Here is an 18,748-nt window from a genome sequence, read left to right on the forward strand (position 1 = left end):
TTAAGATAGTACTAAGGGAAGGGTAGAGCGAGGTTATAAACAATATGATTGGTGCGCTCGGCGGGAATCGAACCCACGACCCTCGGCTTCGGAGACCGATACTCTATCCAACTGAGCTACGAGCGCATACGATAACGATATGTCTGACTGTCACGCTTAGATGCGCATGATAATTAGCATAAGGTGTCTAGAAATAAAGACCGCTTAGTCTAACAAATAAAAAGCATAAAGCCAATAAATGACAGTCGCGATTGAGGTTTTTTAAGAAAAAACAGCCAAGTCATTAAACAAGCATGGCAATTTACCTGCCTTTTCCCTTATAATGTTGGGGAGAATTCATATTTATAATCACCGATTGCAAGTGCGCTGGCACGCGGGATGGCTGTCTGCTATTGAAGACTTAGAGGTCGTCAAAGGAGGACAGACAGAATGTCCGAGCCGTGCTAGTCCTTGTATACGTAATAAGAGAACGTGACGAATGAGAAAAGTAGTTATGTTATCGGCAGCTGCCATTCTAGGAATCGCTAGTATCGCGGTGAGCCAAGCTGAAGATGTTGTAGACACTCCTGTAACTGCGTCAGACGTAGCAGAAGGCCAAGAGGTCGTAGAAGCTGCTCCTGAAACGCTAGGTGACGATACCCAAGCTGCTGCAGATACGACAGATGGTGCTGCGTCCACTGACGAAGCCGATCCAGCAGAAGGTGAAGAAACTGCTGCTGCAGCGCCTGCCGCTGATGAAGAGCCAATTCCACAAGATACGCCGCAAGTACAGAAGCTAATTGCTTTGTATCCTAATCTGATTGCGCGTATCCAGCCTGTTGCCAATATCTGTTTTGAAGATGGTGAAGCTTGTGACGTAACGGCACGCTCATCTGGCCCAGCTGCTGGCGACGGTCCTCGTGACGGTAAAGCGGTATATAACGCCGTATGCCATACTTGTCATACAGCAGGCTTGCTAGGCTCTCCTATCTTTGGTGATGCTGGCGCTTGGGGCCCACGTATCGCAAAAGGTAAAGATACGCTATATACCCATGCTATCAATGGTTTCAATGCGATGCCTGCCAAAGGTGGCGCGGACATTCCTGATGAAGAAGTTCAAAATGCCGTAGATTATATGGTCGCAGAAGCAAGCTAATCTTCGTTGATTACCTTCCAAGCTTTTACGATAGTTATCTATAAAGCGCCTATTTCAGCGATGAGATAGGCGCTTTTTCATGATGAGTATTATTAATATGGTACTTCGAATATAAGGCAGTTGAAATTCGTTATGAGTAGCCTCATTTTATGAGATTAGTTCGTTTATTACCGTACATTGTCACCTTTAGAGAGTAGAGTGTGTTGAACATTCTTATACGGCTTCTGCCTATATGATAGTGATAGTCGAATGTTCAACACGGCCTATTATTCTAAAATCGCATTTTATATAAATTGATAACAAATAAAGAGGTCTTCATGTCTGATGCACCAGCACTCTCCATAAAAAACCTATCCAAAACCTACGACAATGGGTTTTCGGCATTAAAAGGGGTTGATTTAACGGTACCACAAGGTGGATTCTTTGCGTTACTTGGGCCAAACGGCGCAGGTAAATCTACTATGATTGGTATTATCAGCTCATTGTTTAAGCCAACCACCGGTAGCGTCCATATTTTTGGTACAGATCTATTAGAGAACCCTTCGATTGCCAAGCAATACCTTGGCGTTGTACCGCAAGAATTTAACTTTAATATGTTCGAAAAAGTCGAAGATATCCTAATTACACAAGCGGGTTATTTTGGTATTCCGGCAAAAGAAGCCAAACCAAGGGCAAAAAGGTTACTTACAGCATTGGGACTGTGGGATAAGCGTGATAGCAAATCACGTGAACTATCTGGTGGTATGAAACGCCGCTTGATGATTGCCCGTGCCTTAATTCACAAACCAAAACTATTGATTCTAGATGAGCCAACGGCGGGTGTCGATATCGAGCTTCGCCGCTCGATGTGGGAGTTTATGCAGCAGATTAATATCGAAGAAAACACCACTATTATTCTGACGACTCATTATCTCGAAGAAGCTGAACAATTATGTAAACGCATTGCGATCTTGGATCATGGTGAGATTCGAATCAATACAGAAATGAAGGAGCTACTGGCGCAGTTGTCGGTAGAGACGTTTGTATTTGATTTGGATACGCCGCTCACTGAGCAGTTGGCTTTGACGGGAGTGACAGGGGTCTCGCAGCCAGATGAGCAAACGCTAGAAGTTACCTTGACAGAAGGTGAGTCACTAAACGGTGTCTTTGATCAGTTGTCTAATAAAGGTATCAGTGTGGCGAGTATGCGCAATAAAGCTAACCGACTAGAAGAGTTGTTTATGCGCTTAGTAGACAAAAATATTCAGAGTGCAGATAGCATGAAGGAGGCGGGATTATGAGTCAGGAACTAATCGATCATAATAAAACAATGTCATTAAGTAAGAAGTGGATTGCGTTTCGTACTATTTGGTTCAAAGAAGTGCGCCGTATTTTACGTATCTGGCCGCAGACATTACTACCACCAGTTATCACAATGAGTCTGTATTTTGTCATCTTCGGTAAAATGATTGGCTCGCGCGTGGGTGAGATGGGCGGCGTACCTTATATGCAGTTTATCGTGCCTGGTTTGATCATGATGTCGATCATCACCAACAGTTACTCTAACGTGGTCTCAAGCTTTTTTAGTGCCAAATTTACGTCTAGTATCGAAGAGCTTTTGGTCTCACCCGTATCTAAGCATGCTATTTTGATGGGTTATATCAGTGGTGGTATCTTCCGTGGACTGGCTATCGGTGTGATTGTCTCGATAGTGGCGCTGTTCTTTACCGATCTTGGTATCGAGCATTTATTTGTGACTGTATTTACGGTACTTGGCACGTCTATCTTGTTTTCATTAGGCGGCTTTATCAATGCGGTATTTGCACGCTCATTTGATGATATCTCTATCATCCCAAGCTTTGTATTGACGCCATTGACCTATCTTGGCGGTGTGTTTTATTCGATGGAGAATTTATCGCCATTTTGGCAGAATATCTCACTACTGAACCCTATCGTCTATATGGTCAACTCATTCCGTTACGGTATTCTTGGCTACTCTGATGTCAATGTTTGGTATTCAATGGCGGCTATTTTTGTGTTCTGTGCGATATTTTATACCATCGCTTATCGCTTGCTAAGTAACGGATCGCGCGTGCGTTTATAGTGTATATGATTCGCTAAGCATATTATTATTTAGAGCAAATTTTAAACGGTTTAATATTAGGAAGACAGATGAGTATTCACGGTATCTTGGGTGAGCAAACTACAGACTATCTAACTGAGTATAGCCCAGAGACGCTATATCCGATTGCGCGTAGCATGGGACGTGATGCGATTGGTTGGCAAGACGACAAGCTAGCTGTTGGTGTCGATTGGTGGCAGGCTTTTGAGATCTCTTGGTTAAACTCGCAAGGTATCTCGCAAGTAGCGATTGCACGCTTTAGTATCCCTGCTAGCTCACCGTTTATCGTAGAATCAAAATCGCTTAAGTTATATTTGAATAGTATTAACTTTACCGAGTTTGCCAGTTGGAATGACGTACAAGCGTTGATTGCGAAAGACTTGTCAGCTTGTTTGCAAACAGACGTACAGGTAGCATTATTTGGCTTGAATGATGATTTAAATGGTAACGAAACAGCGTTATTGATCGCTCAGCCTGAGGGTGTTTGTATTGATGAGGCATTAGCAGATAGCACGGATAAAGTTGCGTTAACGGAACATCCTGATGCGTCATTGCTGAGTCAAAACGAAATAGAGACGAGCGACGAAAGTGTGGCAAGTGATGGTACGCAGCCGTATACCTTTTATTCCAATCTACTGCGTAGTAATTGCCCAGTGACCAATCAACCAGATTGGGGCACGTTGGCCGTATCGATTACGACTGATAAGCCTTTTAATAATGCAAATATGCTGCGCTATATATTGAGCTTCCGTCAGCACAATGGTTTTCATGAGCAGTGTGTTGAGCAGATATTTGCTGATTTGAGCCAATACTATCAGCCAAGCGTGCTAATGGTACGGGCATGGTATACGCGCCGCGGTGGTATCGATATCAATCCTTGTCGTGTTAGTGATATCAGTCTATTGCCTAAGCCAAGCCGTTTAATCCGTCAGTAAGTTCTCGCTAAAAATACAATGTTAATAAAAATACAATGTTAAATAGTTTTTAAGCCCATAAAAAAGCGCCTATCTCATCATGTGAGATAGGCGCTTTTTGTTATATAGTCTTTACTCGTAAAACTATTTACCGCTTACTTTTGCCATGACTTCTTCACGGCTTAGCATTTGCTTTTCGGCTTCACGACGATTGACGTACTCATACTTGTCTTCAGCCAAGTTACGGTCTGAAACTACAATACGATGCGGTATACCAATCAACTCAAGATCAGCAAACTTAACGCCTGGGCGCTCGTTACGATCGTCCAGTAGTACGTTGATGCCTTGAGATTTTAACTCTTCATACAGGGCGGTTGCCGTCTGCATGACCGTCTCTTCTTTAGATTTCATCGGGATGATGGCGACTTCAAAAGGAGCGATTGAATCATCAACCGTTGGTGTTTTTGGCCACATGATGCCGTTTTCATCATTGTTCTGCTCAATAGCAGCGGCAATGATACGGCTAACGCCAATACCATAACAGCCCATCATCAAGGTGACAGGTTTGCCATCTTCACCAGAAACCGTACAGTTCATCGCTTGTGAGTATTTATCACCCAACTGGAATATATGACCGACTTCGATACCGCGTTTGATTTTTAGGCTGCCTTTACCATCAGGAGACGGGTCGCCTTCTTGTACATTGCGCACATCAACGATGCGAGTAATGCGAGTATCACGTGCCCAGTTCATACCGATAGTATGTTTATTCACTTCATTGGCACCGCAAACAAAATCTGACAACGCAGCTGCTGAACGATCAACGAATACAGGCATATCTAAATTAACGCCGATATAGCCTTTGTGCAGACCTGCCGCTTTTAGCTCTTCGTCAGACGCTAACGTCAATGGTACGTTGGCTTCTTCAATTTTCTCCGCTTTGATAGTATTGAGCTGATGATCGCCTCGCAACACGATAGCAATCAGTTGTGGCTCATCATTCTCAGTATGACCATGAACGATCAAGGTTTTAACCGTCGTTTCTAACGGGATGTCCAAGTGTTCAGCAACCATTTTACAGCTGGTCATGCCTTCGGTCAGAACGTCTTCACGCTCCATTTTTGGCGGTTGACGCTCAGCGGTGCTGACAGATTCTGCTAGCTCAACGTTGGCTGCATAGTCAGATGAGTCCGAAAACGCAATATCGTCTTCACCGCTATCTGCCAATACATGGAACTCATGTGAAGCAAAGCCACCGATAGAGCCTGTATCTGCTTGTACCGCACGGAAATCTAAGCCCAAGCGGGTAAAGATGCGTGTATAAGCGTCATACATATCATGGTAAGTCTTGGCCAATGAGGCTTGATCCACATGGAAAGAGTAAGCATCTTTCATGGTGAATTCACGGGCGCGCATCACACCGAAGCGTGGACGAATCTCGTCACGGAATTTACCTTGAATCTGAAAGAAAGTAATCGGTAGTTGTTTATAACTACGTAGCTCGCCTTGTGCTAGATTGGTGATGACTTCTTCGTGCGTTGGACCAAGCACAAAGTCGCGATCATGACGGTCTTTGAAGCGCAATAACTCAGGACCATAATCATCAAAACGTCCGGTCGTTTGCCAAAGTTCAGCAGGCTGAGTCATTGGCATAAGCACTTCTTGTGCGCCGACGTTTTGCATCTCTTCACGAACAATACGTTCGACCTTTTGTAAGACGCGCAGACCCATAGGCAACCAAATATACAATCCAGAAGCAATCTTGCGGATAAGACCAGCACGGACCATCAATTGGCTTGAGGCGATGTCGGCATCACTTGGGGTTTCTTTTAGTGTGGCAAATAAAAATTGACTGGCTTTCATAAATAAAGCGTAACCTTATCAACGATAAAAAAATAAGAAATAGTAGGATGTTGAGCGTATGGCTAATCGTTTCATTGCCGCCGCAAGCTTACCTTTATCACTTAGCAATAATCTAGGGTATTTCCTAGTTACCAATCTGCTTATATACAAAGCACATCAGTAAAAACCACTCTCAGAAAAGAGAGGCAAATTTGATTTGATGTATCAATATGCCAAAAACGCAATATATTCAGGTCAAAACCCTGATAAATGCTTCAAGACTGACATTTTATTCATACAATCTGACTATGTTAGGTAAAGTTCGCCTAAGACGCAATGACTTTTTGTCTTTTCAGACCGAACGTGACACAAAGGCTTCAATAAGGGATAAATAATTGAGCTATTCATATGATTTTATAGCGAAAGCACTGCTTATTTTGGCGACAGTTTATTAAGATGATTGCGTAGAGGTTTATGCATAAAGTTATGTAGAGGAATGGTAGCTATTACTTGAAGTTACTGCACAATAGTCGCATCTATAGAATAAGCATCTGTTCCGTTTTTACAACGCTTTTAGCCTTACCAAACGATGCAACATTATAAAGGTAGCTTCTATGGATAATCCTGATATGAATAACGCTAAAGCCACTCAAAAACCTGAGAAACGTCCTATTGCGACAATGTCGTGGGTGATATTACTCATTGGCTTAGTAGCGATTGTCTTTGCTATTTATAGCGCGCAAAACAAACCAGAAGAAGCGCCAATAGAAACTATTACTCGCGAAGGGGTGGTTACGCAAATTCAGCAGTTAAATCGCTTACATACCGTCGCATTCAGTGTCGATACAGTGATTACGAGCGAGCGACCCGGGAGCTGGATGAAACTGTGGCAAGACGAGCAAAAGGCCTTGTTTATCGCTCATGGTCGCGTAGAGGCAGGCGTTGATCTGAGTGCGTTGACACCTGAGATGGTACAAGTGGTGCAACCTGCTCAAGCTAATGCAGACGAAGAGCAAGTAGCTGATGCCAACTCACTAGCTGCCACTATGCCGCAAATCAATATTACTTTGCCGCCTACAGAGATATTTTCAGTATATCTGGATGATATCGAGATTTATGACTGGCAGACAGGGGCTTTTGGCATGATGCAAGTCGATCCTAAGATATTGGCACAAGCACAGACCATGGCAAAAAAAGAAGTGCTTGAGCGTGCCTGCCGAGGTGATGTCATGAATATGGCACTGCAAAATGCGCAAACGCAGTTGCAGCAGCTATTTGCACTCACGGGAGCAGTAGTGACGGTTACCACTCAGGGTGCAGGCGCGTGTCAATTGCCAGTCACTACCAATGGCTAGTCTGCTAGTTATTTTCTAAAATTAAGCCTCTTTTTTAAACTCAGCAATAGCTAGCTTGCGTGCCGATTTATGCTCGACCATTGGCGCAGGATAGTCGACATCGGCAAACTTACCACCTTTTGCCAGCTCTTTACGCATCTTATCTTCGTTGTGCAAGATACTGTTAGGAATGTCCTTTAACTCTGGTAGCCAAGTTTTAATAAACAGAGCTTTAGGATCATGCGTATTGGCTTGGCTAAAGGGGTTCATAATACGGAAGTAGGGCGCTGAGTCAGTACCTGTCGACGCGCTCCATTGCCAGCCGCCATTGTTGGACGCAAAGTCCCCATCGATCAGCTGTTGCATAAAGTAGCGCTCACCCAAGCGCCAATCAATCAATAAGTCTTTGGTCAAAAACATCGCTGTAACCATCCGCAATCGATTGTGCATAAACCCAGTAGCATTAAGACAGCGCATCGCTGCATCGACTAATGGCACGCCTGTCTTACCAGTACACCATGTCTCAAAATCATCATTGTCATATGACCAATGAATCTTAGTGTCAGTCTCTTCTTTATAAGCCTTATGACGAATCAGATTTGGTTTTTCGACCAGTACATGGCGATAAAAGTCTCGCCACGCAAGCTCACTTATCCAGCGATTGATGTCTTCATTATCACCGTCATTACCGTGTAGATTTTCTTGTGCTTTGCTCGCCTGTAGATAGCATAATCTAGGACTGATAGAGCCTATGGTGAGGTAAGCCGATAGCTGACTGGTTGCATGCAGATGGGGGACATCACGGCTTACATCATAATCATTGATATCATCATCGACGAATGCCTCTAGACGCTGGCAGGCGGAAGACTCACCTGCAGGATAAGCGTCTCTTGCTTGGTCAAGCTGAGCTATTATATTGATATGTTGCAATGACTCGTTCTTTTCTAATGTCTGCTGATAGTCACTCAGCATTTTTTCATTTAGTGCTTTGATATCGTCGATTGTATTGGCAAACGTTTGCGATGATGGTAGTTTGATTTTATAATCGCTATTCACTGCGGGTGCTTCATGCATTTGAATGGTGCTGACGTCCAATGTATGTCGCCATTTTTTATAAAACGGCGTAAAAACCTTATACATACTATCGCCATCATTGGTCGTGATAGTTTTTGGTGGCAAAATGCATTGGTCATGCCAGCGGACGAACTCGATATCGCCTTTTGCAAGTTGTTTGCTTAATTGTTCATCACGATCAATCTCATTTCCTTCATACTCGTGATTGGCCATGACGCAGCTGATTTCATTGTCATTGCAAAAAGTCGTGAGCGCCTCTATACAGTCAGTAAAGCTTGGGCAGAGCTGTACTGTTAAAGTGATGTTCAGTTGCGATTGCAACTCCTTTGCTAGAATAGGTAGCGTGCGAGCAATATGATCAACTTGTACAAGGGACGTATCATGCGCTTGCCACTGCTCAGGGGTTAAAAAGAATATGGCAGACACTGAAGCGTCGTCTTCTTTTGCACGTTCACAAAGCGCTGCTAAAGCGGTATTGTCATGGATACGTAGGTCACGACGAAACCACATCAAGTAATGCGGTGGATTTTTGCTAGTAGCATTGTCGCCAGTATCAGTAGCGGCTGTCTGTGCAGTCTTAGACATCAAAGTATCCCTATATTAATCAATCGCAATCATAAACAAAACTAAGGATAAAAGTATGCTAGGATAAGTTTTTGGATGCAATGGCTTTGCCGTTAGGTTAACAAAACCTCATCACATCTAACGATTTATCTTTAGCTTGAACTTATCTGATGCCGCTATAATCGGTGTCATATTCAGTACCATGAAACGCAAGGTCACAAAATGCACGTTAAGTTTTGCGGGTTTACTCAGCTTAGTGATATACAGACTGCGGCACAGCTAGGTGCAGATGCAGTGGGTTTGGTGTTTTATCCACCAAGTCCACGTGCGGTCACGATAGAGCAGGCGCAAACTCTGAGCGATGCCGTACCTGCTTTTGTCAGCGTGGTGGCGTTGGTGGTCAATATGCCTGAAGATGAGCTGAGCAAATTAGCAAACAATGTCTCTTTTGATATTATCCAGTTCCATGGTGACGAGACGCCTGAGCAGTGCCAGCAGCTGGCAGGTATGGTCAATAAGCGCTGGATCAAAGCATTGCGTATCAATACAGAGCAAGACACCCTCGATAGCGTTCGTGCCCAAATTGCTCAATTTGCGACTGCAGGTGCCAGTAGTATTTTACTTGATGCCTATCATCAAGATGCATACGGCGGTACAGGGCAGCGTTTTGACTGGAGTCTCATTCCTCATGACAGTGCACTGCCGATCATATTGGCAGGTGGTCTCGATGCCGATAATGTTGCCGCTACGTTAGATTTGCCTATCTATGGCGTCGATGTGAGCGGTGGTATTGAAGTTGATAAAGGTAAAAAGGACGCTGCCAAAATGCGTGCCTTTATGAAATCAGTCAAGCGCGATCGATGGCAAAACGCTACGGTCACTGGCGTTATCTAAGTGTGTTTGTATCAAGTTGTTTGCTATACATAATCTGCTTAGTTGATCGTTATTCCGATTTTTCTGCTTAAATCTTATTAGATTGTTATCCCTTTTATTATTTTTTCTCTATTTATCTAAAGTTATCCAAAAAATACCACTTATTACAGTAGGAATTATCATGAGTCATGTCGAGAACAAAGATTTATCTGCTACCGCACAATCGGTTAATACTTTTACCAATCCTGAAAATGTACAGGACTTCAACCAGTATCCTGATGCGCGCGGTCATTTCGGTGTACATGGGGGGCGTTTTGTCTCTGAGACGCTAATGGCTGCTCTAGAAGAGTTAGAAACGCTTTATACCAAAGTAAAAGCAGATCCAGCGTTCTGGGAAGAGTATCATAACGATTTGGTCAATTATGTCGGTCGTCCAACGCCGTTGTATCATGCTAAGCGTTTGAGCGATGAAATCGGCGGTGCGCAAATTTACTTTAAGCGTGAAGACCTAAACCATACAGGCGCGCATAAAGTAAATAACACCATTGGTCAGGCACTGCTTGCTAAAATGTGTGGTAAAAAACGTATCATCGCTGAGACTGGTGCAGGACAGCATGGCGTAGCGACGGCAACCATTGCGGCACGCTTAGGGCTAGAATGTATCGTCTATATGGGTGCTGACGATGTCGAGCGTCAAAAGATGAACGTCTATCGTATGCGCTTGCTTGGCGCAACAGTTGTGCCAGTCACTTCTGGCTCACGCACGCTCAAAGACGCCATGAACGAAGCTATGCGTGACTGGGTGACCAATGTCGATAGCACCTATTACATTATCGGTACTGTGGCAGGCCCGCATCCTTATCCGCTATTGGTTCGTGACTTCCAAGCAATCATTGGTAAAGAAGCGCGCATTCAGCATCTAGAAAAAACAGGCAAGATGCCTGATGCATTGGTTGCGTGTGTCGGTGGTGGCTCAAACGCGATTGGTTTGTTCTTTGACTTCCTAAACGATACTGAAGTGAAGATGTATGGTGTCGAGGCAACAGGTGATGGTATTGAATCAGGTCGTCATTCAGCACCATTGGCTGCTGGTCGTATCGGCGTGCTGCATGGTAACCGTACTTACCTCATGGCAGATGATGATGGTCAGATTCAAGAGACGCATTCTATCTCAGCGGGTCTTGACTATCCTGGTGTCGGCCCAGAGCATAGCTTCCTAAAAGACATGAAGCGCGTTGAATATGTTGGCTGTACTGACAAAGAAGCGTTGGAAGGCTTCCATGAAGCAACTCGCAAGGAAGGCATTATCCCTGCGCTTGAAACTGCTCATGCTGTCGCTTATGCATTGAAACTGGCTAAAACCATGACTCCTGATCAGACGATTATCGTTAATATGTCAGGACGCGGTGACAAGGATCTGCATTCAGTGATGAAGGCAGAAGGGATTGAGTTGTAGTAACGAGTATCTTTATAAGTTATCAAATTTATAAGTTACCAGATTCTTCTTTATAAGAAAAATTGTTTGACCTTTTATTGTTCAATATACACTATTAGATAAAGGGTCGAACAAGCCAGTTTATAACAATTAAGAGACCACTATGACCAGAATTGAAAGTACCTTTGAAACCTTAAAATCACAAAATAAAAAAGCCTTGATTCCTTATGTAATGGCAGGCGATCCTAATCCGACCACCACCGTAGGTCTGTTGCACGACTTAGTGAAACACGGCGCCGATATGATCGAAGTCGGTCTGCCGTTCTCTGACCCAATGGCAGATGGTCCAACCGTTGCCTTAGCTGGCGAGCGTGCATTAGCAGCAGGTACAAGTACTCGTGATGCGCTAAAAATGGTCGCAGAGTTCCGTCAAACAGATACGCAAACGCCAATTATCCTAATGGGCTATCTAAATCCTGTTGAAATCATCGGCTATGATAATTTTGTGGCGCTATGTGAGCAGTCAGGCGTTGATGGTCTATTGATGGTAGATTTGCCACCAGCAGAAGCAGGTAGCTTCACTCAGCATTTAACTGATCATTCGATGAATGAGATTTTCTTACTGTCGCCAACGACGTTGCCTGAGCGTCGTGAGCAAGTATTGACTCATTGTGGCGGCTATATTTATTATGTATCACTAAAAGGTGTGACTGGTTCAGCCACGCTAGATACTGACGATGTAGCAACTCAAGTACAAGCAATCAAAGCAGAAACAGACCTGCCAGTATGCGTCGGCTTTGGTATCCGTGACGGTGCCTCTGCTAAGGCGATCGGTACTCATGCAGATGGCGTTATCGTCGGTAGTGCATTGGTACAGAATTTTGCCGATATTGATGCCAACGATACCGCGGCGGTTGCAAATGCACAGCAAAACATCATGGCAAAAATGGATGAGCTACGTGAAGCGTTAGACAGCTTAAGTGCTTAATAGCTATTGCTTTCATATTGTTGTTACTTGAAGAAATAGTTATTTGAAATGGCAAAGTCAAATTGCAGCTATTGTTTACTTAAAGACTTTACTCAAATGCTTTACGTGAAGACAATACTAAATGACTTTGCTAAAATTAGTTTACGAGTGTAAACTAATATTACTATTATATGGTGTCTGATAGCAGTGGTTTATTCGTCATTTTGATTGGCAAATACATTATCTATCAACAAGCGCATAATCAAATTACTGACATACGAGATTTATTTATCAGTATGTCGCATGACTGCTCATGTTATGACTGTATTAGATGCTTTGTTTAGACAACCATTAAACTCTCAATGACAAGCGCATGAGCAAACTTGTCAATAAGCCTTTTATGATGGCAAATAATATGACTGATACAATAACAAAACCCGATAACAATACTGCTAAAGCCGTGCCAAACAGCAATACGGATAGGCAGTCATGGTTTAACCGTCCTATCCCAGGTATCAAGCAGCATTTGACTGCACCACTGTCTGCGGTAGAGACTGAACCGTCAACTAAGTGTAGTAATTGTCATTCGATGATTACCAACACGGCGCTAATTTTTAACTGTTATGTGTGCCCGCATTGTGATCATCATTTACCGATGAGTGCTCGTGAGCGCTTGAACTGGTTACTTGATCAAGTAGACGGCGAGACAGGACAAGAATTTACGGCAAAAGATCCATTGAGCTTTGTGGATAGTAAGCCATATCCTGCGCGTATGAGTGAAGCACAAGAAAAAACAGGTGAGACTGAGGCGTTGGTTGCTATGTATGGCAAACTTCGTAACCTTGATATCGTCGCCTGTGCTTTTGATTTCCGCTTTATGGGTGGGTCAATGGGTTCAGTCGTTGGTGATCGTTTCGTTCAAGCAGCTGAAAAAGCGCTAGAGCAAAAAGTACCTTTGGTTTGCTTTGCTGCTTCTGGCGGTGCACGTATGCAAGAAGGCCTGCTATCGTTGATGCAAATGGCACGCACGGCAGCAGCGATTGAGCGTCTAAGAATCGCTGGGATTCCTTATATTGTGGTATTGACCAATCCTGTGTACGGCGGCGTAACTGCATCACTAGCGATGTTGGGTGATATCCATCTGGCAGAACCAAAAGCGATGATTGGCTTCGCGGGTAAGCGTGTAATCGAGCAGACCGTGCGTGAGACGTTAGAAGAGCCGTTCCAACGTGCAGAGTTCTTACTAGAGCATGGCGTCGTAGATGAAGTGGTGCATCGTCATCAACTGATTGATACGATCTATCGTTTGCTCGCAAAACTGTGCCACGTACCTAATGTAGATGCTTAATAAGATGTATGGCTCAGTATTATGAGTCAATTATTGAGTGCATAAACGCCTAGCCGCGTGCTAACATCTACTGCATATGCAAGACCCCTAATAGCATTTATCGTCATTGCACGGTAAATGCTATTTTTGGTTTTAGCCAACACATATATTTCTATTTCTTATTAAATTTCCTATAGGTTTTATTCATGTCTGATCTTGTAGCGTCCAACTCTAGTAGCCCTAACGACAACGTTGGTTTGGTCAGCTTGACCGAATGGCTAAATTATATGCAGCAAATACATGTGTCTGCGATAGATATGGGACTATCGCGTGTATTGCCTGTTGCCGAAGCGCTAGGAGTAGTAAAGTCAGCCAAAGATGACGCTTATGTCTTCACTGTGGCAGGCACCAATGGTAAAGGCTCTACGACCGCTGTTATCGCCGAAATGTGTAAAGCCGCAGGTTATAAGACGGCACTATATCAATCGCCACACTTGAGCGTATTTAATGAGCGCGTGCGTATCAATGGCGAGATGGTCAGCGACCAGACGCTGATTGAGGCTTTTAGCAAAGTAGAAGCAGCTCGCTTACAATGTGATTTGACGTTGTCGTTCTTTGAGATGACCACACTAGCAGCGCTATTGATATTCGCTGAGGCAGATTGTGACGTGTGGGTATTAGAAGTGGGACTGGGTGGACGGCTAGATGTGGTCAATATTATTGATCCTGACATGGCAGTCATTACCAATATCGGCATCGATCACGTTGACTGGTTGGGTGACAATGTCGAGGATATTGGTCGCGAAAAAGCAGGTATCTTGCGCAACGGCATTCCTCTGATTTATGGCGCTACTGAGATGCCAGCTAGCGTGCAACAATCCATCGGTACTCAGCAGGCAACTTGTTATCAGATTGGACAAGATTTTAGCTATCGCGATATTGATTCAACGACTTGGCAATACAGTAATGCAGCGGTTACCTTGCAGTTACCACGTCCTGCGCTATCGTTGACTAACACTGCCAATGCACTATCAGCAGTATTAGCAAGTCCATTAGATATTGATATCAAGGCCATTGAGCAAGCACTACAAACTGTCAAACTGGCAGGTCGCTTCGATTATCGTGAAAGTCATAGCCGTCATTGGTTATTTGACGTCGCGCATAATGAGCAAGGCGTTGAGTTCTTACTAGCGCAGCTGTTACCGTTTTGGCAGCAGCATGTAGCCAAGCAAAGTAATCAAAATAGCTCAGCGGATATCCCTACACCAAAGATAAAAATGCTATTTTCTATGTTAGGTGATAAAGATATTGATAAGGTTATGCAGCGCTTAACCCAAGCAGGCTTACCGATTAGTGACTGGTTTATCGCTGAGATTGATTATCCTCGTGCCGCGACTACTGAGCAGCTGCAAGATGTTTTGGTTAAATATGTCGATAGCACCAATATATATGAGTTTGAAGGTTTGCATACAGCGACCCATGCAGTGATAGAGGCGAGCCAGCCGCAAGACCTTATCGTCGTATGTGGCTCGTTTCATACGATCGGGGAAGCGTTAAGTGCCCTTAGCGTATGATAATTTAAGTTAAAGTAGTGCCTGTTTAATGTTAATCTTAGTCATAGCCTGATGGCAGACAGCATGAAAAATATGCTTTATAATCAAAATGATTTGCCAGACCAGTAGAAGATGGTCGGCACAAATTTTGAACCCTGATGGCATTAACTGACAGTAACTGGCGGTAAGAGATCATGATTAAAGCGATTGGATATACTGCTTTGAGATAGTCGCTGCACCGCTCAATCAACCTTATTACCAACTAAGAGACGTAAACGGATGAACTTTTCGAGACAAGCCTTATTGGGCATTGGGATGATTATCGGCGGTAGCGTGATGCTATATGCCATGGTGCAGCAGATTGGCGATAGTGACCAACCAGAGCCAATGTCAGCGATGGTTGACAAATCAAGCTCGGAGCAAGAGTCTCCGCAGCCGCTCACCACTGATATCGAGACAGAAAAACGTATCCTTGCGCAAAAGCAAAAAGAACGTGCAGCCCGTGTCGCAGAGCAAGAAAAACGTGCAAAAGAGTTTTTGACAGAGCAGGAGATTGCTGAAGCAGAAGCATTGGCCAAGGCACGTGCTGAGAGCCAGCAATATGTTGATAATAGTGCGCCAGCTACTGATGAAACTACCAATACAGAGGCTACAAAAGACGTTACTACAGATCTGACCGTTCAGCCTCGTACTGAGAGTCAGTCTACTACTGATACTACAAAGTCTAGCGAAGCCGAGAAGCAAAAAGCGGCTCAAGAGCAACAAGAAGCCCAAAGGCAAGCTGCTATAAAAGAGCAAGCGGCCGCCAAAAAACTTGCTGAGAGCAAAAAACAAGCGGAGGCAGAGAAACTAGCCGAAGCAAAAAAGCAGGCGGAAGCCCAAGCAGCGGCTGAGAGAAAAAGAGAAGCAGCGGAAGCGGCTAAAAACGAGCCACCGAAATCGCCTTCTGAATACCAGATTAAGAAAGGTGATGGACTGATCAAACTGGCAAGACAATACAACATGCCTGTGGAAGTATTGGCTCAAGCCAACAACCTATCTCCATCAGCAGCGCTACAACTGGGTCAAAGTATTACCATTCCATCGAGCAAACAGGTACAACGTTTAGAGCGTGAAGCGGCGGCCGCTGAGCAAGCGCGTGAGAAGAAGCGCCAGCAAGAAGAAGCGCTGGCGAAGAAATCTGCCGATGCAAAACGTAAAGCGCAGCAAAAATTGAGCGAAGCGCGTAAAGAAGTCAAAGAAACAGATGCTAAGGGTAGCTTTGGGGTGCAAGTGGCTCTAGCAAATGACCAAGCCAAAGCGGATGAGTTAGCGAAAAAGTTCCGAGCAGCAGGTTATCAAGTCAAGACCAGTGCGACCAGTCGCGGTGTCCGTGTCGTGGTTGGGCCTGAACGTGGCAAAGTCGCAGCATTGGCACTAAAAGATAAAATCAATAGTGATCCTAAAGTAAATACGACCAGCGCTTGGGTGCTTTACTGGCGTTAAGCTAGAGCGTTTCTCGCGGACTCAATACGACTTTTATCTACTTTATATGAAAACACGACAAATACTGTCGTGTTTTTTGTTTTATAGATTGCTGATTGGCGCCGCCTTAGTTAAGATGAGCGCCATTTTTATAATCCGTTGTTGTATAACCTGTCAGCCTATATAGGTTGCCTTGTCGTGGTTGGCGCATTATTAATTGCTATCAATAATGACAATTAGCCCATCACTCTCATATTGTATAAGGTAGAACCATGTCGTTTGGTGTTATATTTCTAATATTAGCCGTTGGCTTTTTGGGGCTGATTACGTTACCGAAGCTATTAGCAAAACGTCCTGTCGTTGAGCCTGATCCAAAACCTGTGCGCGGTGATGAGTTGGCTATTTGGCCATTTGCGCCGATGCCAATCATGACCGATACGGAAGTGATATTTTTTAATAAGTTAAAAAATGCGCTGCCGGAGTATCACATATTTGTCCAAGTACAGCTGTCACGGATCATTGAAGCCAATAGTAGCGAGACATCAGAGCGTAGCTTTTGGTTCAATCGTATCTGCCGTCAGAGCGTTGACTATGTGATCGTGGATGTCGATGCTCAGACTACATTGGTCGCTATCGAGCTTGATGACTGGACGCATAGTAGCAAAGCCCGCCAAAAAGCGGATGATAAAAAGGATAAGGCGCTTGCCAGTGCAGGTATTGCGATGGTGCGCTTCCATGCTGAGCGTATGCCGAGTGCCGATATGCTTAGATATGAGTTAATGCAAGTGATTGAGAGCTATTAAGCATTCTGTGAAAGCTGTTCGATTGTTAAGGCTAAAACATTATCCAAGCAGTTTCATTTTAAAAGTTTAGGTTAGCTAAATTTATTCATCGATCTGGTCTGATTGCCTTGGGTAAATAACGATTGGTCGATTACCTTCAAAATATAAACCTGTCTTAGGTAGCTCGCTATCTGCCCAAACTATCGGCTGCTGGCGACCATTATAAGCATTTCGCTCATCATAAAAGTCGCGCTTGGTGAACCATTCAATATAATGCGCGGCTCGCAAAGCTGTAGTGTCAATCGTTGCAAGGCTTGCCATGTCTCTTTTATCACACCACTCATGTATTGGAAAACTCGGCGTCAGCCAATAGGGCCAATTATCATTACCACAATCAGTTGTGTTAATCGGTAAAAAGAATCGCCCTTTAATCACGCCATAACGCTTATCGATTTTTACCTGTCCATGATTTTCCGTATCTACCCACACCGCTCGAAACTGCTTGGTTTGCATATGGGTCATTTTACGCTGTAGATTATCATTGGAATTGATTCCAACCCAGTTCACAGGCTCAAAAGGTGCTGACCCCATAAAAAACTTAATGGCTAGCTCCCAATGTTCAACCAGCTGTTCTGCATGGTTATATAAAATTAAATCAAGCTCGCCAGTCGTCTGCTTACCATTATAGAGCTGCACGTTGCTAGCCAGTGTCTCATACGAATGCAGCTTGCGCGCAAATCCATCCTCTAACCAAAATGACAGTAAGCCTTCAAAATGAAATCCCAGCCGATTGGGACTTGGGCGTTTGAGTAAATAGCGAGTCAGCTCTTGATAGGCGGCAGTGGTGTCTAACTCTGTTAATCGTTGCTCATACGCCTCAAACTGCGTCTGCCAAAATTGCGCGCTATGCACAGCAACGGTATGTGTATTCTGATGCGGTGCAAAGTCTAGCCACTGTGTCAAAACATTGGGACATGCCAACACATAAGCCAAATCACACACATAGGGTCGGCGGTAATGCTCCCAAGGAGCGTTATCTATGAGGCAGTTAGATGTGGGCTGATTGACAGGCTCGGACATAGGATAAACCAGTGTGAAGGTGTAGCATTTACCCTAACGGCTCGCTCTATAAAAGTCTATAGATGACAAGTATCCGCTAGAGCAGTGCTAGGCTTTCTTACGTTAAAACAGGATATGAATGTGATGGATGTGAATGCTGATATCAGGAGGTGATAGCAGGTAGTATAGTAGAATGCTAACTACCGCCTTAAGTAGAGAGAGTTGCCATTTAGGCTGATATTGGAGACCATCCCAGATTCTGTGTAACTGCCATTTAGATTAAATGCTTACTGATACGGTCATCAAACATAATCATAAAACGAT

15 protein-coding genes and 1 tRNA gene are annotated in these 18,748 nt (G+C 44.1%); 12 read left to right on the top strand and 4 right to left on the bottom strand.

The features are described 5' to 3' along the window. Window positions 1-49: 49 nt before the first annotated feature. Window positions 50-126, bottom strand: a tRNA-Arg gene (locus tag HCZ91_RS12540). A 352-nt stretch (window positions 127-478) separates the two neighbouring features. On the opposite strand from HCZ91_RS12540, the gene HCZ91_RS12545 reads away from it, so the two are divergent. The 4 genes from HCZ91_RS12545 (at window position 479) to queF (ending at window position 4,171) form a co-directional block, all read left to right on the top strand. Next, complete coding sequence (locus HCZ91_RS12545) at window positions 479-1,135, top strand: c-type cytochrome (protein WP_179799638.1); 657 nt, start codon at window positions 479-481, stop codon at window positions 1,133-1,135. A gap of 317 nt (window positions 1,136-1,452) precedes the next feature. Further along, window positions 1,453-2,415 (top strand): ABC transporter ATP-binding protein, encoded by a 963-nt coding sequence (locus tag HCZ91_RS12550; RefSeq protein ID WP_179799639.1) that lies wholly within the window; start codon window positions 1,453-1,455, stop codon window positions 2,413-2,415. A 29-nt stretch (window positions 2,416-2,444) separates the two neighbouring features. Beyond that, window positions 2,445-3,218, top strand: a complete 774-nt coding sequence (locus tag HCZ91_RS12555; protein WP_057762348.1) for an ABC transporter permease — start codon at window positions 2,445-2,447, stop codon at window positions 3,216-3,218. A gap of 68 nt (window positions 3,219-3,286) precedes the next feature. After that, window positions 3,287-4,171 (top strand): NADPH-dependent 7-cyano-7-deazaguanine reductase QueF, encoded by an 885-nt coding sequence (gene queF, locus HCZ91_RS12560; RefSeq protein ID WP_179799640.1) that lies wholly within the window; start codon window positions 3,287-3,289, stop codon window positions 4,169-4,171. 123 nt (window positions 4,172-4,294) lie between these two features. Here the strand turns inward: queF and HCZ91_RS12565 are convergent, their stop codons facing one another. Next, window positions 4,295-6,013 (bottom strand): proline--tRNA ligase, encoded by a 1,719-nt coding sequence (locus tag HCZ91_RS12565; RefSeq protein ID WP_179799641.1) that lies wholly within the window; start codon window positions 6,011-6,013, stop codon window positions 4,295-4,297. Window positions 6,014-6,606: 593 nt separating this feature from the next. On the opposite strand from HCZ91_RS12565, the gene HCZ91_RS12570 reads away from it, so the two are divergent. Then, window positions 6,607-7,347 carry a DUF4230 domain-containing protein gene (locus HCZ91_RS12570; protein WP_179799642.1) on the top strand — a complete coding sequence of 247 codons (741 nt, stop codon included), beginning with the start codon at window positions 6,607-6,609 and terminating at the stop codon, window positions 7,345-7,347. Window positions 7,348-7,368: 21 nt separating this feature from the next. Here the strand turns inward: HCZ91_RS12570 and HCZ91_RS12575 are convergent, their stop codons facing one another. Further along, window positions 7,369-8,985: an FAD-binding domain-containing protein gene (locus tag HCZ91_RS12575; RefSeq protein WP_179799643.1), complete on the bottom strand. Its 1,617-nt coding sequence runs from the start codon at window positions 8,983-8,985 to the stop codon at window positions 7,369-7,371. 171 nt (window positions 8,986-9,156) lie between these two features. Here HCZ91_RS12575 and HCZ91_RS12580 point away from each other — a divergent pair, with 171 nt between their 5' ends. The 7 genes from HCZ91_RS12580 to HCZ91_RS12610 all read left to right on the top strand — a co-directional run bounded on the left by HCZ91_RS12580 (window position 9,157) and on the right by HCZ91_RS12610 (window position 17,386). Further along, window positions 9,157-9,858 (top strand): phosphoribosylanthranilate isomerase, encoded by a 702-nt coding sequence (locus HCZ91_RS12580; protein ID WP_346342198.1) that lies wholly within the window; start codon window positions 9,157-9,159, stop codon window positions 9,856-9,858. Window positions 9,859-10,018: 160 nt separating this feature from the next. Continuing rightward, window positions 10,019-11,293 (top strand): tryptophan synthase subunit beta, encoded by a 1,275-nt coding sequence (trpB, locus tag HCZ91_RS12585; RefSeq protein WP_057758619.1) that lies wholly within the window; start codon window positions 10,019-10,021, stop codon window positions 11,291-11,293. Window positions 11,294-11,435: 142 nt separating this feature from the next. Continuing rightward, on the top strand, window positions 11,436-12,260 hold the full coding sequence (gene trpA, locus HCZ91_RS12590; protein ID WP_102091139.1) for a tryptophan synthase subunit alpha: 825 nt from the start codon (window positions 11,436-11,438) through the stop codon (window positions 12,258-12,260). A gap of 382 nt (window positions 12,261-12,642) precedes the next feature. Continuing rightward, window positions 12,643-13,587 carry an acetyl-CoA carboxylase, carboxyltransferase subunit beta gene (gene accD / locus HCZ91_RS12595; protein WP_179799648.1) on the top strand — a complete coding sequence of 315 codons (945 nt, stop codon included), beginning with the start codon at window positions 12,643-12,645 and terminating at the stop codon, window positions 13,585-13,587. 185 nt (window positions 13,588-13,772) lie between these two features. Beyond that, window positions 13,773-15,140 carry a bifunctional tetrahydrofolate synthase/dihydrofolate synthase gene (gene folC / locus HCZ91_RS12600; RefSeq protein WP_179799645.1) on the top strand — a complete coding sequence of 456 codons (1,368 nt, stop codon included), beginning with the start codon at window positions 13,773-13,775 and terminating at the stop codon, window positions 15,138-15,140. Between the two features lie 258 nt (window positions 15,141-15,398). Next, window positions 15,399-16,604 (top strand): LysM peptidoglycan-binding domain-containing protein, encoded by a 1,206-nt coding sequence (locus tag HCZ91_RS12605; RefSeq protein WP_179799646.1) that lies wholly within the window; start codon window positions 15,399-15,401, stop codon window positions 16,602-16,604. Window positions 16,605-16,855: 251 nt separating this feature from the next. Continuing rightward, on the top strand, window positions 16,856-17,386 hold the full coding sequence (locus HCZ91_RS12610) for a DUF2726 domain-containing protein (protein ID WP_101204933.1): 531 nt from the start codon (window positions 16,856-16,858) through the stop codon (window positions 17,384-17,386). Window positions 17,387-17,467: 81 nt separating this feature from the next. Here HCZ91_RS12610 and HCZ91_RS12615 read toward each other — a convergent pair whose 3' ends face one another. Then, window positions 17,468-18,445 (bottom strand): DUF1853 family protein, encoded by a 978-nt coding sequence (locus HCZ91_RS12615; RefSeq protein WP_179799647.1) that lies wholly within the window; start codon window positions 18,443-18,445, stop codon window positions 17,468-17,470. Between the last annotated feature and the right edge of the window lie 303 nt (window positions 18,446-18,748).

Origin of the sequence: Psychrobacter sp. BI730 (genome assembly GCF_013414195.1) — a bacterium.
Classification (GTDB): Bacteria; Pseudomonadota; Gammaproteobacteria; order Pseudomonadales; family Moraxellaceae; genus Psychrobacter.